Raw genomic sequence first — 18,742 nt, forward strand, 5'->3', positions numbered from 1 at the left:
CCTGTGCCATAATGACTCATATGAGATAAAGGAGTTACTATGGATTATAGAATTGAAAAAGATACTATGGGTGAGATCAAAGTTCCTAATGAGCGTTACTGGGGAGCTCAAACTGAGAGAAGTTTGGAAAATTTTAAAATAGGTACAGAAAAGATGCCAAAAGAGCTTATCCGAGCCTTTGCTCTTTTAAAACGCTCTTTAGCAACGGTTAATCAAAAACTGAAAAAACTGGATGGCACAAAAGCAGAGGCGATCGTTCAAGCGTGTGATGAAATTCTTGCTGGCAAATTTGATGGTGAATTTCCTCTTGCCATCTGGCAAACAGGTAGTGGTACACAGACCAATATGAACCTAAACGAAGTTATCGCTAACCGTGCAACTGAGATTTTAGGAGGAGATTTCCGAAAAGAAAAACTCATCCATCCTAATGATCATGTCAATATGTCTCAAAGCTCAAACGATACGTTTCCAACAGCCATGCACATTGCCAGTGTTATTGAAATAGAAGAGCAACTGCTTCCTTCACTTGAAAAGCTCAAGGAAGCACTACAGGCGAAAGAAAATGAGTTTGCTGGCATCATTAAGATTGGTCGAACACATTTACAAGATGCAACACCCCTGACGCTTGGACAAGAGTTTAGCGGGTATCGAAGTATGTTAGAACACTCTTCTTCGCACATTTTACAAGCACTGGAATCTTTACGTGAACTTGCGATTGGAGGCACAGCTGTAGGAACAGGTATTAATGCGCACCCCAAACTCAGCGAATTTGTCAGTGAAGAGCTGAGCAAACTGACAGGGAAACATTTTGTCTCAGCTCCCAATAAATTTCATGCTTTAACATCCCATGATGCCCTTGTCTTTGCAAGTGGTGCCAATAAAGGCTTAGCAGCAAACTTGATGAAAATTGCCAATGACATTAGGTGGTTGGCTTCAGGTCCAAGATGTGGCATCGGTGAACTCTCTATTCCTGAAAATGAACCAGGAAGTTCCATTATGCCCGGTAAAGTCAATCCGACTCAAGCCGAAGCGGTAACGATGGTCGCCTGTCAAGTATTTGGTGCTGACACTGCTATTGCCTTTGGTGCAAGTCAAGGAAACTTTGAACTCAATGTCTTTAAACCAGTTATTATCCTCAATTTTTTGCAACAAGTCAGGCTTTTGAGCGATGTGATGGAGTCATTTAGAATACATTGTGTGGAAGGTATTGAAGCCAATAGCGAAAAGATTGCGTTCAATCTTCACAATTCATTAATGCTCGTCACGGCACTTAATCCCTATATCGGCTACGAAAATGCAGCAAAAGTCGCCAAATTAGCGCATAAAGAGCATTCAAGTCTTAAAGAGGCATGTGTGAAACTTTCACTTTTGACACCAGAAGAGTTTGATCGTTATGTCATTCCTTCTGAAATGATCCATCCTAAAGCGTAAAAAATGTAGAGCGTAGTAACTTCTTTTTGCTACTACGCTTTACATGTAATAGTTTTGTGACTACGGTATGCCTTTTGCATAAACTCCTTTAAATTTTTAAGGAGTGATTATGGAAACAATCATCAAAGGTGTCAGCAAACCATTATTGAAAAATGAGCGGAAAATAGGCTCAGAGGCTCCTGCAATCATTTTAGAAATGCTCAATGGTGAGATGAAAGTCATCGGTATGATGGCAACCAAAGTGCAAGTGATGATCACCTTACCTTTTCAAAATTCATTGAGTAAAGAGCTTTTAAATATCATTGAGAAATACCAAGAACAAGCATTTATTTATCTTATCTGTAGTACCAAATTAGAAGAAGAGGTCAATATAGAAAATTCATCTGTTGATTTTGTAGAATTTTCAAAGAAATTTGGGGTTTATATTGATGAAACACTCTGTGCAAAATCTCTTTTTATCATCAACAAAGATGGTCAATTTGTCTATAAAGAGATCACCAAGGATGTTGAAGATGCATTTGATCTTGAGATGTTTGAGACAAAGCTTGATGAAGCGATTCATTTCAAGAAAAAAGGGCACGTACATGAGACTTGGATGGGCGCATGAGTGAGCAAACTTTACTTTGGCTTTCAGCTAATGGCTATGATGCCAATAATCTAAATTTCGTTGGTAAGTATGGTAACTCTGCGCTGATGAAAGCGGTACGGGAAGCCAATAGTTACGTTACCAAAGAGCTCATCGAGGCGGGAGTAGATTTGGAGCTTAAAAACATAGATGGCAATACCGCCATTTGGAATGCCTGTTTCGGTGGGGATTTTGCTTGTGTGAAGCTTTTAGTCAAAGCGGGCATCCAACTGGATAGTCAAAATGACAATGGCGTGACGGCGTTGATGTATTGTGCAAGTTCAGGGAAAGAGGAGATGACGAGGCTTTTATTGGCGTTTCATGCCGATACGTCCATCTCTAATTTAGATGGTTTTCAAGCGATTGATCTTGCCAGTACGCCAACGATTTACAAGATGCTTAAAGCGAGTATTCGCTAAAAACTATCTTTACATGTAAAGATAGTTGGCTCACTTTTGAGAGAGGACTTTTTTCTCAAAAACGTTCCAGCCACACTCAAGCCAGAGGCGTGCACTTTGGTTAAATAGCTCACTTTGAAGGGTTGCTACTTTAGCTTTGGTTGTAGCCAAATTAGCAATCGCACGGCTGAGTTCATCGGCACTAATGAGTTGGTTATCAAAGCGTCCTTGCGTAAGGTTGGTATAGGATTCACTTGCTTTTTCTTCGAGTTTGGCGCTTTGAAGCTCGGCATCAAGTGTTTTAATCTCAAGCTCTGTATTTTCTACCTCAAGAGTGACTTGTTGTTTGTATTCTTCTAAGTTGAAAAAAGCAGACATCTTAGAAGCGCGTGCTGCATCAATCGTGTGCGCATCACTAAATCCATTAAAAAGATTCCATGAAGCACTCAGTCCCACATAGCTTTTATCGGCATTAGTATATCCATCACCATTGAGCTCAAGTGAGTCACCTTGCCCTTTTAAAACACCTACCATCGCAATCGTGGGGTAATTTTTACTTTTTGCAAGTTCAACACTACTTTGCGCGACATCAATCGCTTTTGCCATTACATGTAAATCTTCACGTTCATTTAATGCGATCTCTTTTGCTCCATTGCCACTTGGTATTTCAAGGATTTGAAGGGAGTTGGCTTGGAGTGTCTCTATTTTGGTATTAACGATCAGTGAGAGCTGGTTGAGAAGCTGTCTTTTTTGATTTTGATGGTGAAGGAGTTGTGCTTCAATGTCATATTTTTTGGCTTCGATTGCGTAAAGTTCGCTTTGAGCTAAAAGTCCATTGGTGTAAAATCCTTTGGCTTTTTGATACGCTTGATTGATGGCAAACTCTGAGCTTTTTAACGCATCAATGACCTTCTCTTCGGTAATGATAGCACTAAAGAGTTGGGTAACGTGCATGGCAAGATTGCGTTTAAGGTTGGTCAGTTTAAGCGTAGCTTGCTCATTTTCAAAGCGGGCTTTATCAATGCTTGCAGAGATAGCAAACCCCGTAAAAAGGGGATAGCTTAAAATCAGTGCACCCTCAAGATGTCTACGTGTACCCACATCGGCTTTGGTTACAGGAAAAGAGGGCAGATGGAGCGTCATGTTGGGAATTTCATTAAACTCAATAGCGCTTAGTGTGGCATCCAAGGTTGGAAGGTTTTTGCCTAGTGCTGCTTGGTAAAGTGATTCGGAGGCACCTTCAAGCTCTTTAGCACTTTTATAGCTATTACTTTTCTCCAACAAATTTAAAAGTTCCGTGTATGTTTGTGCCCAAAGACACAAAGGAAATAAAAGTAGCAGTAAACGTCGCATGAACCGTCCTTGCGAAACATCATGATTATAGTGTTAATAGTATTGCTAATAGCGTTAAATTGCTCTTAATTTAGGTAAAAATATACCAAAGAAGTTATATAATAGTTTACTCTTCAACCAAGGAGCGTGAATGTTAGAAAAAATCAAACAGTATCGTCTAGGTGTGGCTATTTTAGCTTTGGTCTTAATCGCGTTAGGGCTGATTATTAATAAGCTCATTGCTCCAACGCTTGCAGCCAATTTAGTTCAAGGTTCTGGACGTATGGATGGTGATTTGATTAATTTAAATGCCAAGTATGCAGGGCGAATTACCACTTTAAACATTCAAGAGGGACAAAAAATAGCACTCAATCAAACAGTTGCCGTGCTTTCAAGCGAAGAGTATGAAGCGCAAAAAGCACAAATTGAGGCGCAAATTGGTGCTAGGGTACAAGAGCTAAATGCCAAAGTTACAGAGCTTGAAATTGCTTCTAAAACCATTCCTGAAACACTTTCAAAAGCCAAAGACAATCTTGCTATTAAACAACATCAACGCGCGGAACTTGATAAAAATATTGCTTCACAAACCAGTATTTTAGCGCAAGATAAGCATGATTTTGAGCGTATGAAAAACTTGTTTGAACAAAATCTTATCGAAAAACGTCAAGTAGAAACCGCAGCGCTAAAATTTCAAACCAGTGGGGATTTACTCGCAGGATTGCATCAAAAAAGAGAGCAACTCAGCCTTGCAATCAATGTTGCTAATAGCGAACTCATTGAGGCAACAGCACATCAGAAAACATTGCAGGCAATGCAACAAGGTATCGAAGCGCTCAAATCATCCTTAAAAGCGTTAGAAGCGTCCAAAACGCAAATCGAAGCAGTCTTAAATGAGATGACATTGCGTTCTTCAGTGGATGGCGTTGTCGTGGAAAAAATTGCCAATCAAGGTGAAGTCGTTGGGGCTGGAAGCGTTGTTGCTACCTTGCTTGATCCAAACTCCCTTTATCTAAAAATCTTTGTCGATACCAAACAAAATGGAAACCTTCAAGTTGGCAATGATGCCGTCATCTTTCTAGATGGAAAACCCAATGAGCCCATTCCTGCAAAAGTCGTGCGCATCGAGCAAAAAGCAGAATTTACCCCCAAAGAGGTCAGCGTTCCGAGTGACCGAATTCAGAGGGTTTTTGCTTTACATGTAAAGCCACTTTCACCACAGCCGACCCTGAAACTGGGTATTCCTGCCGTTGGTGTTGTTTCCATGGATGGTAAGAATTTACCAAAAAGTTTAAACAACGTTCCTGAATGAGTCTAATATGGAATTGAACGTTGATAATGTCAGTGTCCATCATAAAAAAAGTTTAGGCATTGCTGGAGCAAATTTATCGGCACACGAGGGTGAAATCATCGGTTTTATCGGTGCGGATGGTGCGGGTAAAAGCTCCCTCATTCATGCGATAGCGGGGGTTATTCCGTTTAAGGGAAATGTCACCTTTAATGGAGTGACATACCATTCACCTAAAGAGGCTGAACCGCTTAAAGCCTCCATTGGACTGATGCCACAGGGGATTGGGTTAGTATTGTATGAACTCTTAACCATTGATGAGCATCTTCGTTTTTTTGCCAATATCCATAACATTCATCAAGACAGTGTCTTTGAATCATACAAGCTTCGCCTTTTAAAAATGGCAGGGCTGGATGCCTTTCAAGATCGCCAAGCAGGAAAACTAAGTGGTGGTATGATGCAAAAGCTCTCTCTTATCTGTACTCTTTTGCACCGTCCTAAACTATTGCTTTTGGATGAACCGACCACGGGTGTCGATCCGCTCAGTCGTATTGAGTTATGGGAAATTTTGGATGAAATACGTAAAAGCGAAGGAACCATTTCCATCATTAGTACGGCATACATGCAAGAAGCTGCCAAGATGGACAGAATCTTACTTTTCGATGAGCAAGAAATCATCGCGCAAGGTACTTCAAGCGAACTGATAGACTCTGTTCGCTCTATGAGTTATGTTGAGGGTATCCAAACAGAAGAACCTTGCATTCACACCTTGCATGTAACGTATTGTCTTGGCGCGTTAGAGGAAAAACATATCGAACCAACCCTTGAAGCACTTTTTTTTGTCAATGCCCTTCAAAGAGGCAGAAAAATGCCCATCATTGAGATTACCAATAAAGAACAAACCATTGATTTACCGGATATTGTTATGGAAGCCAAAGGATTAACCAAAGTTTTTGGCAATTTTATTGCCAATGAAGATGTCGATATGACACTCCATAAAGGTGAAATTTTAGGGCTTTTGGGTGCCAATGGTGCAGGAAAAACGACATTTATTAAAATGCTTTTAGGACTTTACCCGATTGATGGAGGCGAGTTAACACTTCTTGGAAAGTCTATTCAAACCCAAGTTGATCGCCAAGCACTCAAAGCGAGCATTGGCTATGTAAGTCAGCATTTTGCGCTTTATAATGACATGAGTGTGGAAGAAAATCTGCTCTATGCCGCTTCGATGCGGGGTATTGCAAACGATGTTGCTAAAAGTCGTATTGCACGTTATGCGTTAGAACTTGGGTTTGACGAATTTCTAAGCTCAATGCCACAAGAGCTGCCACTGGGCATTAATCAGCGTTTTTCAATTGCCTCTGCACTGTTGCATGAACCAGTGATTTTGTTTTTAGATGAGCCGACTTCGGGGGTTGATTCTATTGCGAGAGCGAAGTTTTGGGAGCTGTTAAAACTTCTCAAAGAGCGCTGGGAAATCGCCATTTTGATTACCACGCATTACATGAGTGAAGCGGAATTTTGTGATCGTGTGGTGTTGTTGCGTCAAGGTAAAAAGATTGCCGATCATACGATTGCAGAGTTTTATGCCAAGCACCCTAAAGCACAAAGTTTTGAAGAGATTTTCTTGGAGTATTACCGATGAAACTGGGCGTCATCAAAGCGTATGTGCTTAAAGAACTCACGGAGATTGTACGATCACGCTTGATTATTATGGTCTATTTGATGCCAACGATGGTATTGGTACTTTTTGGGTATGGTATTCGCATGGAAGTTACAGGAGCACGCACACTCATTATTGATAACGATCAGAGCCATTATTCTCAGCTTCTTGTGAGTAAGTTTGAACACTCAAAATACTTTGATGCAACCATTGAAAAACGAGGTGAAGCCAAGGCACTGGATGAAATTCATAAAGCTAAAAGCGACATTTTGATCATCATTCCTGAGAGCTTTGAGAAGCGACTTTTACATGGTCAATCTACACAAATTGGTGTCTTTGTCGATGCCGCGTTTCCGATGCGAGGTTCAACAATGGAGAGTTATGTCAAAGGTGTTGTCCTCGATGCTGCCAGTCAGATGCTGGAGCGCTTAGGTGGCAATGCTCCAACGATTAACATCAACCAACGCACCCTTTTTAACCAAGCGATGCGTGATGAAGATGCCATCGTTCCTGGTCTGATTGGGCTTGTTTTGCTCATTGCTCCTGCTATTTTAGCTGCCCTTTTGATCGTTAAAGAGAAGGAGCGGGGGACAATTTTTAACTTTTATGCATCGCCACTGTCTAAAGGTGAGTTTATTGCCGCCAAACTTATTCCTGTTTTTTTACTGCACTCCATCAATATTTTCATTCTTTTTCTTTGGGCAACCTATCTGTTTGAAGTGCCATTTCGGGGCAGCTTCTTGCTCTATTGGCTCACGTCTGAGCTCTATTTGATGATTAGTCTCTCTATTGGAATGCTAATCTCTATTGTGACAAGCACTCAAATTGTCGCGGTGGTTTTGACGGTCATTGTGACCATTATACCTGGGTTTTTATATTCAGGGATTTTGATGCCGATCTCTTCAATGATCGGTGTTTCACGCTATGAAGCGCACATTTTTCCGGTAATGTACTATAACCATATTCTCTACGATGTCTTTTTAGTGGGGGAAGGGCTTGCTTCGTCCAAAACGGTAATGTACATTGTTATTTTGGCTTTTTATGCTTTTTTTATGCTGACTCTTGGAAGTTTCTTACTGAAAAAGGAACTCAAATGAAAATATTTTGGGCTGTTGTGGGCAAAGAGTTACTCAGTTTCATACGTTCATGGCAGTTGGTTTTTGTTGTCCTTTATGCCTTTAGTTTTGAAGTCTATATTGCAGGCAGTGGTATTGAGCTTAAACCCCGCAATATTGCCGTTGGGTATGTAGATAGTAGTGGAGGAGGGCTGAGTCAGAAGTTCTTGAGTTACTTCCATGCACCAGAATTTTTAAAACCCATTTTCTTTGAGTCACAAGAAAAACTCTCCCAAGCGGTGTTTGATAAAGAGATCATGGTAGGCTTAGTATTTGATGATACCTTTGAGCAAAATTTTCGTAAAAATCATGCGACTACTTTGCATGTTTTACTCGATGCCACGGCAGCATCACAAGCCTTTACGGCTCTAAGTTATTTGCAAAATATTGCGATTAATTTCACAGCACGTTCTTTTCCTGTGGAACTCGTGACACACAAACTCTTTAATGAAAACGCAGACAATCACACCTTTATGGCATTGACGGAATTGCTCTCGATCACAACCCTTTTATCGGTCATTTTAACCGCGGTCGTGTTTGTGAAAGAGAAAGAGGAGGGGACATGGGACATTATGCTTTTGATGCCAGTGAATGCAAAGGTTATCATTTTAGCGAAGTCTTTTTCGCAGGTAATTATCGTCATGGTTGGTATTGTTATCTCGGTGGGCTTTGTGATTTTTGGAGTGTTCAATACACCCATTAATGGCTCATTTTTTGCCTTTTTACTGCTAAGTTTTCTCTATGCTTTCACAGGAGCGGGCATTGGACTTTTCATTGCAGCGATTGCGAAAGATGTGATGCAAGTCGCCCAACTTTCCATCGTCATCATGTTACCCCTTATTTTTCTCAGCGGCGCATGGACACCCATATATGCAATGCACCCACTGTTACAGAAGTTTTCATTGATCTCTCCACTGCGTTATTACATCGAAGGAACAGAGAGTATTTTCTTTAGAGGAACACCATTTTTAGAACTTTATCCGTATTTTTTAGGGGTAACTATCGTGGGAAGTGTACTTTATGTTATTGGTTTTAGAAGAATTGGGCGGTTATTTTAATTTGATAACGCCAAACAAGCAAAGGTTTGCTTGTTTGGCTACGTTACACTCGGTTCTGAAGCTTTCCGACTATCGTTAGCAGAATGATGTGATATGTTTTACATGTAAAGATTAATGTAAGAAGTTTTTGATACCTGTGAAAATAAGTTGAGCTGAAAGTGCAGAAAGAACCAGTCCTGTGACTTTACTAAAGACAACAAGCCCCGTACGTCCAATGAGCTTTTCAATATGCCCTGAGAGATACAATAACAATCCAATGCTGAAGATTGCCACTAAAAGTGCACTTGAACCTAAAATAAGGTCTTCAAAGCCATCCATATCGGCTCCCATGACCATTAAAGCACCCACGGTTCCAGGTCCAACGGTAACAGGAATTGCCAAAGGTACAACGGCATGTTTTAAGATATCAGCTTTACAGGTAGGTTCAGCGTTGATGTCTTTTTGTACTAGGTCAACAGCGGTTAAAAAGAGTAATGCACCTGCACCAATACGAAATGCATCAAGAGTAATGCCAAAAAGTTCAAAAATATATTTTCCGAAAAAAAGAATAATAAGACAGGTGATGGAAATAGCCAAAGTCACTTTAATTGCAAGACGCTTTTTATCGCTCTCATCAATCCCTTTGGTCATCGACAAAAAGATAGTCGTGACAAAAAATGGTGTCATAATGAAAAAGAATTTGACATAAATCGCAAAAAAAGTAGAGAGGTGAATCATGCATGCTCCTTAAAAAGAGTTGGCATTATAGCACTTTTTCAGTTCCTCTTTGGCAGAATAGGGTCATGAAAAAAGAGATCCTTTACCTAACCGAATACTTAGCCAAAAGTGAAAATGAGCAAGAGCGAACTTTTTATGCACTCTTGATTCAAACCCTTGCCGACTTAGAGGTGTACTCGCCTACTAAATTTACACAAGCGCAGATTGGCTCTTTGATGTCACGACAGGGATTAAACATTCCTTCTAGTTGTAAAGAGGGCATTCAAGCACTTGATTCTCTGTTTGAATCCATCATACCAAAGCCACTTCAAGAGGCGAAAAAAACTCTTTTTATGACCCTTCTCAATGTTAACTTTCCTAAAAAGAAAGGCTTTTTGAGTGTCTCTTTAGACCTTTTTCTCTCGCAACTTGAACCCGTTGAAAAAAGCATCTATGAGAATTTTTTAGCCTATGTTTCTGGACTCAACCGTGCTCTTGCACTCTTTTTTATCTTAGGTAAAGAAGATACTCAAAACTTTACGCCTGAGCGTTTAGTCGCTTTTGGAGAGTCTTTACATGGTAAACTTTTAGAGTTTTTATTTAACGAAGAAGAGACGGCACTTTTAAGTCAAGGTCTTAAAGAATTACTGGGTGTTTACCTCAGTTTATATGGCAAATACCTTTACATGTAAAGCAAAACGGTCAATTTTAGTCTTTCGTTTACGTTATAATTGTCATTATAAATTATAAAGGTATAGAAAATGAATGAAGAAAAAAAAGAGCTCAGTTGCGCTGAATGTGGAACATTGAATTGCCATAAACATGATAGCCGATATCCAAAGTTTTGTTTAACGACCAATGTTGATGAGCAGATGCTGGAAGAATCTCTTGCCTGTTATAAAGAAGAAGAGGGAATGGATCGCAAAATTGCATTGGCGGCAGCAGATATTGAAGGCAAATACTATGGGCAATTGACGCGTGTTGAAGAAATATTAGCTTTTGCAAGGCGTATTGATGCAAAGAAAATTGGTATTGCATCCTGTGTTGGCTTGGCAGCCGAGTCTAAAATCTTTGCTGAGATTCTTAAGGTGAATGGATTTGATGTTTTTATGGCAATTTGTAAAGTAGGTTCCCGCGATAAATGTGATATTGGACTTACTGAAGAACAAAAAATTCGCCCCAATACGTTTGAGCCGATGTGCAATCCTGTTCTACAAGCCAAATATCTTAATAAAGCAAAGACAGATATTAATGTTATCATGGGGCTATGTGTAGGGCATGATTCATTGTTTATAAAATATGCAAAAGCTACCACAACGTATCTTGTAGTCAAAGATCGAGTTTTAGGGCACAACCCTATCGCTGCACTGCATTTAACGCAGACGTATTATAAAAAACTTTTAACACCTAAAGTGTATTAATTGGTTATACACTATTCATAGTGAGAGCATTGAAAGGCGGAAAATACAAAATGTATTTTTGGATAATGATGATATTTTTCGTACCATTTTCTCTTTTAGGTGTTGAACTATCGTTGGATGAAAATAACTATCTTAAAAATTTAGGTACTGTTAATGTCTGTGTCGATCCCGATTGGGAACCCTTTGAGATGATAGATCAAAAAGGGAATTATACAGGTATTGGAGCTGATCTTTTGCATTTAGTTGCGCAACGTGTTGGGCTTAAGATCACTATCGTACATACAAAAGATTGGGACGAGAGTATTGCTTATTCAAAAGCAGGTAAATGTCAAATGATTAGTTTTCTCAATCAAACGCCTTATCGAGATAGATGGCTTTTGTTTACAAAACCACATTTTAGTGATCCTAACGTGTTTATTACACGTGAAGAGCACGCTTTTATTGGTGATCCGCATGATTTGATCAATGAAAGTATTGTGTTCCCAACAGGCACAGCAATGGAAGAGCTTGTACGCACAGAGTATCCAAATCTCAACATTATCACCACACACTCTGAGATGGAAGCTTTTCAACTGGTCTCCAACAAAAAAGCAGATATTGCAATGCGCTCACTCATTGTTGCGGCATATACACTGAAAAAAGAAGGAATGTTTAATCTGAAAATTGCAGGGCAATTACCTGATTATATCAATAAAATGCGTATGGGAGTCATACAAAGTGAACCGATGCTTCGGGACATTTTAGATAAAGGTATTGCAACAATTAGTGCTGAAGATCGAGCGAATATCGTCAATAAGTATGTTGCAATTCAAGCTCAAACCGTTTACGATTATAGTTTACTTTTCAAAATTATTTTTGGGTTTATGGTATTAGGTCTATTGTTTTTATGGCGCTACTATGAGCTCAAAAAATATACTAAAGAGTTAGTGTACCTTTCAGAAACAGATATTCTTACCAAAATGTATAATCGTATGAAGATCGAAAAAGAGTTAGTTATGCATGTTGAACGTGCTAAAGCCATGAAGTATCCTTTTTCTATATTATTGATTGATTTTGATTTTTTTAAGAGTATCAATGACACTTTTGGTCATCCTATTGGTGACAAGGTTTTGATCGAAATGGCAGACCTTATTAAGAAAAGTATTCGCTCTGATGATAAGATTGGACGCTGGGGCGGAGAAGAGTTTTTAGTGCTTTGTCCACAAAGTAACGAAGATGAAGCTTTAAATATTGCTAGACGTATTCAAATGGCAATTCATACAGGTATTTTTTCGACCCATGAACATCATACGGTCAGCGTCGGTATACGAACATTAACAGATAAAGATACGCCTTATTCGCTAATATCACATGCTGATGATGCATTGTATGAAGCAAAAAATACAGGTCGTGATACGATTTGCTGTTCTTCTTCACCGTCTATTTAAATAAAATACTTCCTAAACGAATCATGTTAGAACCGCAAGCAATCGCTAATTCAAAATCTCCACTCATACCCATTGAACAATATTTTGCACCATGATTTTGTAAAGATTCAAAGATTTTATGTGTGGTTTCAAAGCTCTTTTGAACAATAGAAGACTCTTCAGTATGTGCTCCAATACTCATGACACCTTTAAGCTGAAGGTGTTTACATGTAAGGCTTATTTGTTCATACACTTCGATTGCCTGTTCAGGTAGAACGCCCGCTTTTTGTTCTTCATACGCACTATTAATCTGAAGCAGAACGTTCATAGTTTTATTCTTTACATGTAAACGTTTGTCGATCTCTTGAGCAAGTTCTAAAGAGCTTAACGAGTGCATTAATGAAGGCTCTAAATCGATGAGCTGATTGATCTTATTGGTTTGCAAACGCCCGATAAAATGCCATTCAAGTGGGAGGTGTGCAAGTGCATGAACTTTGTCACTCATATCTTGAATTTTATTTTCACCAAAACAACGTTGACCTGCATGGTACATCGCTTCAATCATGGAAGGATCAGCGCTTTTACTTGCTGCAACGATTTTGACAATCAGGTGTTGATCGACACTCAAACGCGCTTTTTCAACGCGTGTGAGAATATCATCCAAAGTATTTACAAAATTTTTAGTTTCCATTGGTTAGCCTGTAAATATCATTAAAAATACTGAGAGCCATAAGACTAAGTAAAAAGACCCATCCCATGGATGTCATTGCGGTTAACACACGTTCGCTCGGTGCTTTTTTGGTCAGCATTTCGTAGGCATTAAACATAATATGTCCACCATCAAGAGCAGGAATCGGTAAGAGGTTAAGAACACCAAGGTTCACAGAAATAAGTGCTGTTAAAGCAAAAAGTGCCACAAGACCAGCAGCGCTCGCTTCGGAGGTAACTTGAACAATAGAAATAATCCCACCTAATTCTTTAGGCGAAACAACTCCTTCCACAAGTTTTTGAAGACTGGTTAAAATGAGTGTGGTTGCCTTCATAGTTTGTTCATAAGCAAATCCTGGAAGTTCACTGGCACTATAAACCATTTCAATGGTCTTGCCACTTGGAAGAACACCAATCATTTTCTTCTGTTTTGTCTCACCAAACATATTTTTATATTCACTAATTTTAGGCGTCAAAATAATTGTTTGTACACTGCCTGCTCGCTCAACTTTCATGTGCATAGAACCACTATTTTTCTGAATGAGCATACTCACTTCATCCCATGTTTCAATAAGTTCATTATTAATCATGACAATGCGGTCATTTTCTTGGAGACCTGCCTCTAAAGCAGGGGAGTTTGGGCTAATCTTACCAATAATCGGGGCAAATTTTGTCACTCCCATCGTACCTACTGCAATAAAAAGTAAAAAAGCAAGTAAGAAGTTCGCAAATGGACCTGCAAAAAGGATAATAATGCGTTTCCATGGTGATTTGGTCGTATAACTATCGGTATCATAACTGACTTTTGTTGGATCACGATCGTCTTGCCCCTTCATCTGTACATAGCCACCCAGAGGAATAAGGCTCAGACAATACTCAGTATTACCGACAATTTTTGAAAAGATTTTTTTCCCAAAACCGATGCTAAAAACTTCAACGTGAACACCAAAAAAACGTGCAGCAAGAAAATGCCCTAATTCATGAAAAAAAATAAGAAATGAGAGAACCAATATGGAGGTTAGTGTACCCATCAATGACTCTCTTTTTTAGTATAACCGATGATATATTCATATCCAGAGTACAACGTAAGTCCAACAGCAACCCACAAAAGTAACTCTGCGTAAGGCCAATTCATCATTAAAAAACCGATAGCAATCATCTGAAAAACAGTTTTGACTTTACCAGCCATACTCGCAGCAATATTTTTACCTTCACCCATTGCCGCAACACGAAGTCCTGTAATAAAAAATTCACGTGTTAGGATGAGAAAAATTGCCCAAGGATTAGCACGGTCAATCATCATAAGCCCTAAAAATGCCGCTAATGTAAGCATTTTATCGGCGAGGGGATCCAGAATAGCACCCAGTTGAGTTTTTTGATTCCAGTTGCGTGCAATGTAGCCATCAAAAAAATCCGTTGCACTTGCAATAACGAAAATAAGTGCGGCAAAATAATCCAACCAACTTACATGTAAACCTCTAAACAAGGGTAAATCACGATTGACTAAAAGGATAAACATCAGTGGTGCTAAGCCAATACGCATAGAGGCTAGAAGGTTTGGAAGATTCATCATTTAAACGTTGTACCACCATCAATCAGCATTGTATGCCCTGTAATCCACGATGCTTTATCTGAACAAAGAAATAAACATGCTCCAGCTAAGTCTTGTGGTTGCCCCATACGACCTAAAGGTGAAAGTTTAGCGGTGATATCACGAACCTCTTCATAGTTTGTAAAAGCTCTTAGGGCATCGGTTTCAATAGGCCCACCACTCACGGCATTGACGCGAATACCTTTACAACCAAGTTCTGCTGCGGCATAACGAACCATCGTTTCAACAGCCGCTTTTGCCGTGCCATGACCTGCATAGTTTTCAATATAAACCAAGTTACCCGTAGAAGAAAGAGAAATAATACTTCCTCCTCCTACTTTTTCCATACGTTTAGCTGATTCTTGAGCACCCACGACAAAAGCATTGACGGTTGCCGTAAAGATATTGTTGATACCACGAGGTTTAAGTTTCATAAACTTGGTGTATCCACCAACCACTGGACGGCCAGAGATGATCGCGTTAGAGATAAAAAAATCTACACGATCAAAATCTTTGTCGATCTCTAAAAAAAGATCTTTGTAGGTCTCTGGTTCTAAAATATTGAGAGGATATGCTTTGGCTTTAATACCAAATTTTTCTTCTAAGTCTTTCACTTGTTCTTGTGCTAACGCTTCATTTGAATTGTACGTAAATGCAATATTCACACCTGCTTGGGCAAATTCATGAACAATGGCTTGACCGATACCTCTGGTACCGCCGCTAATGACAAGTGTTTTTCCCTTCATTAAAATCCTTTAATCGTATATTTTTTAAGTGTATTTTCAATGCGTTTCATATTGTCATTACTTGGGGCACACAGTGGTAAACGATATTCCAGTGTTTCAAGTAAACCAGCAATATACATTGCCGCTTTGATAGGAATTGGATTACTTTCACAGAAAAGTGTTTTATTAATTTCATACAGTGAGTCATTAATGGCTTTAGCCCCATGAAAATCACCTTTGAGTGCTAAGTGTGTAAGCTCTGCAATTTGGTCAGGTAAAATATTTGATGTGACGGAAATGACACCTGAACCTCCATTGGAAAGGATAGGGTAGTTAATAGCATCTTCACCACTAAAGACAGAGAGTTTTGGCTGATGTGCAAGCAAATCTACACAGCGATCAATCGAACCGGTTGCTTCTTTAACGCCAAAGATATTTGGGCATGCTTCGAAGAGTCTAAAGATAGTATCGGGGAGCAAGTCACAGCCTGTACGTCCTGGAACATTATACAAAAGCACAGGAATATCAACAGAACCTGCAATTGCTTTATAGTGTTGAAAAAGACCCTCTTGCGTTGGTTTGTTATAGTAGGGAGTAACAGAAAGAATGGCATGCGCTCCATGTGCTTGTGCAAATTTCGCTAAACCAATCGCTTCATGGGTTGCATTACTTCCAGCACCTGCAAGGACTTTAACATCGCTATTTGCACAGACGTCAACGGCAATTTCAATACAACGTCGGTGTTCATCATGATCCAGTGTTGCACTTTCACCTGTTGTTCCAACCGGTACAACAACATCTATACCATTTTTAATCTGTCTTTCTATCAGTTTTGCATATTGAACTTCATCGAGTTTTCCATTTTTAAAGGGTGTGATAAGAGCGGTCATCGCTCCTTGTAACGCCTGTTGCATTTTAATAATCCTTTCTTAATATAACTGTGGTAGATGATTGTGGAACTAAATATTTATTGACAACTTTAATTATATCTTCTTTTTTGAGCTTGTTAATCCCCTCTTCATAGTTCAAAAGAGGTGTAATGTCACCTTTTGCAAAATAGGAACCAAAAAGGGTTGCAAGATCGCTAGAACTTTCTAAATTATGAATAAAATCAGCTTTTGTATTGATCTTAATCTTTTCAATATCTTTATCACTGACATCGTCTTTTTTAAGGCTATCAATAATTTTGAGTATTTCAGTTTCAACACTTTCTGCTTTTACACCTGGATTACAGACCGCTAAAAATAAAAAGACAGAGGGATCTTTTGCTTCCATTGCATAGCCATAGATTTGATTGACCAGTTTCTTTTCATCTACTAAAATACGGTGTAGCTTGCTACTTTTTCCACTGCTTAAAAGCTCACTTAAAGCAGAAAGTGCCACTTGGTCTTCGTGTAGAAAATTTGGAATTTTATAGGCAATAGCCACCATTTCAACTTCACTCTCTTTTTTAATAAAAAGACGTTTTGCACCATCTTGTTGTGGTTCAACTTGATGATGTACCTTTGGAAGAGGCGTAGAATTTTTAATGTCACCAAAATATTTTGTAACATTTTTGAAAACATCTTCGGGTTCAATGTCACCCGCAACCACAACAATGGCATTTGAAGGTTGATAGTATTTTGAGTGAAAACTACGAATATCTTCAATGCTCCAATTTTTTATATCATCTATAAAACCAATGGGTGTCCAATGGTATGGATGGTAGGTAAAGGCATTATTGAAAAGTCTAAAGTAGAGATAACCAATGGGTGAATTATCCGTTCTCCATAGCCTCTCTTCTAGAACAACATTACGTTCTGGTTGAAATTCTTCATCAGTGAGTTTAAGATTTTGCATCAGTTCTGCAAAAAGCTCCAATGATTTTGGTAAATTTTTGGATGAACTTTTGATGAAGTAATGCGTGTAATCAAAACCTGTTGATGCGTTATTCACGCCACCAAAGCCTTTAACAATTTCATCAAATTCACCGGTCTTAAGGTTCTTAGTCGATTTAAAATTAAGGTGTTCAAGCATGTGGGCTATACCACTTTTACCCATAATCTCATTGCCGCTACCGACTTTATAAAAAATATCTGTCGTAATAACATCGCTTTTATTATGCATGGGAATGACAACAATTTGAAGTCCATTCTCCAATGTTTTAGTAAAGTGCTCAGGTAGAGAGTTAGCCATTAATGCTCCTAAAAATAGTAAAAATAGTAGTATCTGTTTCATTGTTTATCATCTCCTATCGCTTCCTATAACTTCACTAATATGATTAAATCCATCTTTTTCCATGCGCTCCAAAATACCAAGATTGATTGCACGGTTAAGAGAAGGTCCTTTAAAAATGAATGCCGAATAAATTTGAATCAAACTTGCTCCCGCTTTCAGTCTTCGGTAGGCTTCATCCGCTGAATCAATACCCCCAACTGAAATGAGTGTCGTTTTGCCAAAAAACTCTTTCGCGAGAGCTTCAAACATGACAAAACTTTTTTCTGTTAGCACTTTGCCGCTCAGACCACCAAAGTCTCTTGCATTGGGAATCAAAGAATAGTCAACGGTTGTGTTGGTTGCTACGATTCCCGCAGCTCCATTTTCAAGGGCCGTTGAGCTTACATGTAAAGCATCATTGATCTCAAGATCGGGTGCAATTTTAAGAAGTACCGGTTTTAAGGTTAACTCTTTTGCCATCACAAAAAGATCTTTAATAAATTGCTCATTCTGCAAATCTCGAAGACCTGGAGTATTCGGAGAAGAGATATTGATGACCAAATAATCGCTTAAATCTTTAAAGCGTTTAATTAACTTTTCGTAGTCTTTGAGTGCATTTTCAACCGTAGTCGTTTTGTTTTTTCCTATATTGGCACCTAAAGGTGTTGCAAAGGGGTAAAGTGACTCTAAGCGCGTGCCGACTTTATACATACCTTCATTATTAAAACCCATTGCATTTTGAATAGATTCTTGTTCTACATAGCGAAAAAGTCTTGGTTTGGCATTACCACTTTGAGGCTCAGGTGTAATCGTACCATACTCAATATGACCAAATCCAAGGGCTGTGAGCATTTGAATCATCGTTGCATTTTTATCAAAACCTGCACCAAGACCCAAAGGATTTAAAAATGTTTTACCAAAAATAGTTTGTTCCAAACGTTTATCATGAATAAAAAAATGCTCAGCCAATGGTGAAAGAATAAAAGGAGCATAGTTAGCACCATTCTTAAAGAAAAATTCTGCAATGTGGTGAGCATTCTCTGGAGAGAAGTTAAACATGAATTTTTTCATCAGACCATAATAATCAAACAT

General features: G+C 38.9%; 19 protein-coding genes. 10 read left to right on the forward strand and 9 right to left on the reverse strand.

Features of this window, described 5'->3' with window-relative positions; all coding sequences use genetic code 11:
* The first annotated feature begins 39 nt into the window (after window positions 1-39).
* The 3 genes from fumC to SJPD1_RS07105 all read left to right on the forward strand — a co-directional run bounded on the left by fumC (window position 40) and on the right by SJPD1_RS07105 (window position 2,475).
* Window positions 40-1,431, forward strand: a complete 1,392-nt coding sequence (gene fumC / locus SJPD1_RS07095; protein WP_096046599.1) for a class II fumarate hydratase — start codon at window positions 40-42, stop codon at window positions 1,429-1,431.
* 109 nt (window positions 1,432-1,540) lie between these two features.
* Window positions 1,541-2,038, forward strand: coding sequence for a thioredoxin domain-containing protein (locus tag SJPD1_RS07100; RefSeq protein WP_087438593.1), 498 nt, complete (start codon window positions 1,541-1,543; stop codon window positions 2,036-2,038).
* Complete coding sequence (locus SJPD1_RS07105; RefSeq protein WP_096046600.1) at window positions 2,035-2,475, forward strand: ankyrin repeat domain-containing protein; 441 nt, start codon at window positions 2,035-2,037, stop codon at window positions 2,473-2,475. The genes SJPD1_RS07100 and SJPD1_RS07105 overlap by 4 nt, the downstream gene beginning before the upstream one ends.
* 30 nt (window positions 2,476-2,505) lie before the next feature.
* On the opposite strand, the gene SJPD1_RS07110 is transcribed toward SJPD1_RS07105, so the two are convergent.
* Entirely contained in the window at window positions 2,506-3,807 is a 1,302-nt protein-coding gene (locus tag SJPD1_RS07110; protein ID WP_096046601.1) for a TolC family protein, read from the reverse strand.
* A 130-nt stretch (window positions 3,808-3,937) separates the two neighbouring features.
* On the opposite strand from SJPD1_RS07110, the gene SJPD1_RS07115 reads away from it, so the two are divergent.
* From SJPD1_RS07115 to SJPD1_RS07130, 4 genes are read left to right on the forward strand one after another with little or no spacing between them, the layout of a single operon-like run.
* Window positions 3,938-5,095 (forward strand): HlyD family secretion protein, encoded by a 1,158-nt coding sequence (locus SJPD1_RS07115; RefSeq protein ID WP_096046602.1) that lies wholly within the window; start codon window positions 3,938-3,940, stop codon window positions 5,093-5,095.
* A gap of 7 nt (window positions 5,096-5,102) precedes the next feature.
* The gene (locus tag SJPD1_RS07120; RefSeq protein ID WP_096046603.1) at window positions 5,103-6,716 is read left to right on the forward strand and encodes an ATP-binding cassette domain-containing protein; all 1,614 of its coding nucleotides are present in this window, start codon (window positions 5,103-5,105) and stop codon (window positions 6,714-6,716) included.
* A complete protein-coding gene (locus tag SJPD1_RS07125) occupies window positions 6,713-7,831 on the forward strand; it encodes an ABC transporter permease (RefSeq protein ID WP_096046604.1) in 1,119 nt (372 codons plus the stop codon). The genes SJPD1_RS07120 and SJPD1_RS07125 overlap by 4 nt, the downstream gene beginning before the upstream one ends.
* Complete coding sequence (locus SJPD1_RS07130; protein ID WP_096046605.1) at window positions 7,828-8,907, forward strand: ABC transporter permease; 1,080 nt, start codon at window positions 7,828-7,830, stop codon at window positions 8,905-8,907. The genes SJPD1_RS07125 and SJPD1_RS07130 overlap by 4 nt, the downstream gene beginning before the upstream one ends.
* A gap of 111 nt (window positions 8,908-9,018) precedes the next feature.
* Here the strand turns inward: SJPD1_RS07130 and SJPD1_RS07135 are convergent, their stop codons facing one another.
* The gene (locus SJPD1_RS07135; RefSeq protein WP_096046606.1) at window positions 9,019-9,624 is read right to left on the reverse strand and encodes a MarC family protein; all 606 of its coding nucleotides are present in this window, start codon (window positions 9,622-9,624) and stop codon (window positions 9,019-9,021) included.
* Between the two features lie 65 nt (window positions 9,625-9,689).
* Here SJPD1_RS07135 and SJPD1_RS07140 point away from each other — a divergent pair, with 65 nt between their 5' ends.
* From SJPD1_RS07140 to SJPD1_RS07150, 3 genes are all read left to right on the forward strand, one after another.
* Window positions 9,690-10,295 (forward strand): hypothetical protein, encoded by a 606-nt coding sequence (locus SJPD1_RS07140; protein ID WP_096047815.1) that lies wholly within the window; start codon window positions 9,690-9,692, stop codon window positions 10,293-10,295.
* A 69-nt stretch (window positions 10,296-10,364) separates the two neighbouring features.
* On the forward strand, window positions 10,365-11,024 hold the full coding sequence (locus SJPD1_RS07145) for a DUF1847 domain-containing protein (protein ID WP_096046607.1): 660 nt from the start codon (window positions 10,365-10,367) through the stop codon (window positions 11,022-11,024).
* Window positions 11,025-11,074: 50 nt separating this feature from the next.
* Window positions 11,075-12,451 (forward strand): diguanylate cyclase, encoded by a 1,377-nt coding sequence (locus tag SJPD1_RS07150; protein ID WP_096046608.1) that lies wholly within the window; start codon window positions 11,075-11,077, stop codon window positions 12,449-12,451.
* On the opposite strand, the gene SJPD1_RS07155 is transcribed toward SJPD1_RS07150, so the two are convergent.
* From SJPD1_RS07155 to SJPD1_RS07185, 7 genes are read right to left on the reverse strand one after another with little or no spacing between them, the layout of a single operon-like run.
* Entirely contained in the window at window positions 12,444-13,121 is a 678-nt protein-coding gene (locus tag SJPD1_RS07155) for a YggS family pyridoxal phosphate-dependent enzyme (RefSeq protein WP_096046609.1), read from the reverse strand. The genes SJPD1_RS07150 and SJPD1_RS07155 overlap by 8 nt on opposite strands.
* Window positions 13,111-14,169 (reverse strand): RIP metalloprotease RseP, encoded by a 1,059-nt coding sequence (gene rseP, locus SJPD1_RS07160; RefSeq protein ID WP_096046610.1) that lies wholly within the window; start codon window positions 14,167-14,169, stop codon window positions 13,111-13,113. The genes SJPD1_RS07155 and rseP overlap by 11 nt, the downstream gene beginning before the upstream one ends.
* On the reverse strand, window positions 14,169-14,711 hold the full coding sequence (gene pgsA / locus SJPD1_RS07165) for a CDP-diacylglycerol--glycerol-3-phosphate 3-phosphatidyltransferase (protein WP_096046611.1): 543 nt from the start codon (window positions 14,709-14,711) through the stop codon (window positions 14,169-14,171). The genes rseP and pgsA overlap by 1 nt, the downstream gene beginning before the upstream one ends.
* Window positions 14,708-15,475 (reverse strand): enoyl-ACP reductase, encoded by a 768-nt coding sequence (locus tag SJPD1_RS07170; protein WP_096046612.1) that lies wholly within the window; start codon window positions 15,473-15,475, stop codon window positions 14,708-14,710. Before SJPD1_RS07170 ends, pgsA begins: the two co-directional genes overlap by 4 nt.
* On the reverse strand, window positions 15,475-16,368 hold the full coding sequence (gene dapA, locus SJPD1_RS07175) for a 4-hydroxy-tetrahydrodipicolinate synthase (protein ID WP_096046613.1): 894 nt from the start codon (window positions 16,366-16,368) through the stop codon (window positions 15,475-15,477). The genes SJPD1_RS07170 and dapA overlap by 1 nt, the downstream gene beginning before the upstream one ends.
* A 1-nt stretch (window position 16,369) precedes the next feature.
* On the reverse strand, window positions 16,370-17,629 hold the full coding sequence (locus SJPD1_RS07180; RefSeq protein WP_226372268.1) for a M16 family metallopeptidase: 1,260 nt from the start codon (window positions 17,627-17,629) through the stop codon (window positions 16,370-16,372).
* 48 nt (window positions 17,630-17,677) lie between these two features.
* The gene (locus SJPD1_RS07185) at window positions 17,678-18,742 is read right to left on the reverse strand and encodes a quinone-dependent dihydroorotate dehydrogenase (RefSeq protein WP_096046615.1); all 1,065 of its coding nucleotides are present in this window, start codon (window positions 18,740-18,742) and stop codon (window positions 17,678-17,680) included.

This window comes from Sulfurospirillum diekertiae, from assembly GCF_002309535.1.
In the GTDB taxonomy this organism is placed as follows: domain Bacteria; phylum Campylobacterota; class Campylobacteria; order Campylobacterales; family Sulfurospirillaceae; genus Sulfurospirillum; species Sulfurospirillum diekertiae.

Excerpts from the sequence above, each read along its gene's own strand:
- fumC (WP_096046599.1), top strand. The coding sequence starts at position 40 with ATGGATTATAGAATTGAAAAAGATACTATGGGTGAGATCAAAGTTCCT.
- SJPD1_RS07100 (WP_087438593.1), top strand. The coding sequence starts at position 1,541 with ATGGAAACAATCATCAAAGGTGTCAGCAAACCATTATTGAAAAATGAG.
- SJPD1_RS07105 (WP_096046600.1), top strand. The coding sequence starts at position 2,035 with ATGAGTGAGCAAACTTTACTTTGGCTTTCAGCTAATGGCTATGATGCC.
- SJPD1_RS07110 (WP_096046601.1), bottom strand. The coding sequence starts at position 3,807 with ATGCGACGTTTACTGCTACTTTTATTTCCTTTGTGTCTTTGGGCACAA.
- SJPD1_RS07115 (WP_096046602.1), top strand. The coding sequence starts at position 3,938 with ATGTTAGAAAAAATCAAACAGTATCGTCTAGGTGTGGCTATTTTAGCT.
- SJPD1_RS07120 (WP_096046603.1), top strand. The coding sequence starts at position 5,103 with ATGGAATTGAACGTTGATAATGTCAGTGTCCATCATAAAAAAAGTTTA.
- SJPD1_RS07125 (WP_096046604.1), top strand. The coding sequence starts at position 6,713 with ATGAAACTGGGCGTCATCAAAGCGTATGTGCTTAAAGAACTCACGGAG.
- SJPD1_RS07130 (WP_096046605.1), top strand. The coding sequence starts at position 7,828 with ATGAAAATATTTTGGGCTGTTGTGGGCAAAGAGTTACTCAGTTTCATA.
- SJPD1_RS07135 (WP_096046606.1), bottom strand. The coding sequence starts at position 9,624 with ATGATTCACCTCTCTACTTTTTTTGCGATTTATGTCAAATTCTTTTTC.
- SJPD1_RS07140 (WP_096047815.1), top strand. The coding sequence starts at position 9,690 with ATGAAAAAAGAGATCCTTTACCTAACCGAATACTTAGCCAAAAGTGAA.
- SJPD1_RS07145 (WP_096046607.1), top strand. The coding sequence starts at position 10,365 with ATGAATGAAGAAAAAAAAGAGCTCAGTTGCGCTGAATGTGGAACATTG.
- SJPD1_RS07150 (WP_096046608.1), top strand. The coding sequence starts at position 11,075 with ATGTATTTTTGGATAATGATGATATTTTTCGTACCATTTTCTCTTTTA.
- SJPD1_RS07155 (WP_096046609.1), bottom strand. The coding sequence starts at position 13,121 with ATGGAAACTAAAAATTTTGTAAATACTTTGGATGATATTCTCACACGC.
- rseP (WP_096046610.1), bottom strand. The coding sequence starts at position 14,169 with ATGGGTACACTAACCTCCATATTGGTTCTCTCATTTCTTATTTTTTTT.
- pgsA (WP_096046611.1), bottom strand. The coding sequence starts at position 14,711 with ATGATGAATCTTCCAAACCTTCTAGCCTCTATGCGTATTGGCTTAGCA.
- SJPD1_RS07170 (WP_096046612.1), bottom strand. The coding sequence starts at position 15,475 with ATGAAGGGAAAAACACTTGTCATTAGCGGCGGTACCAGAGGTATCGGT.
- dapA (WP_096046613.1), bottom strand. The coding sequence starts at position 16,368 with ATGCAACAGGCGTTACAAGGAGCGATGACCGCTCTTATCACACCCTTT.
- SJPD1_RS07180 (WP_226372268.1), bottom strand. The coding sequence starts at position 17,629 with ATGGCTAACTCTCTACCTGAGCACTTTACTAAAACATTGGAGAATGGA.
- SJPD1_RS07185 (WP_096046615.1), bottom strand. The coding sequence starts at position 18,742 with ATGTTTGATTATTATGGTCTGATGAAAAAATTCATGTTTAACTTCTCT.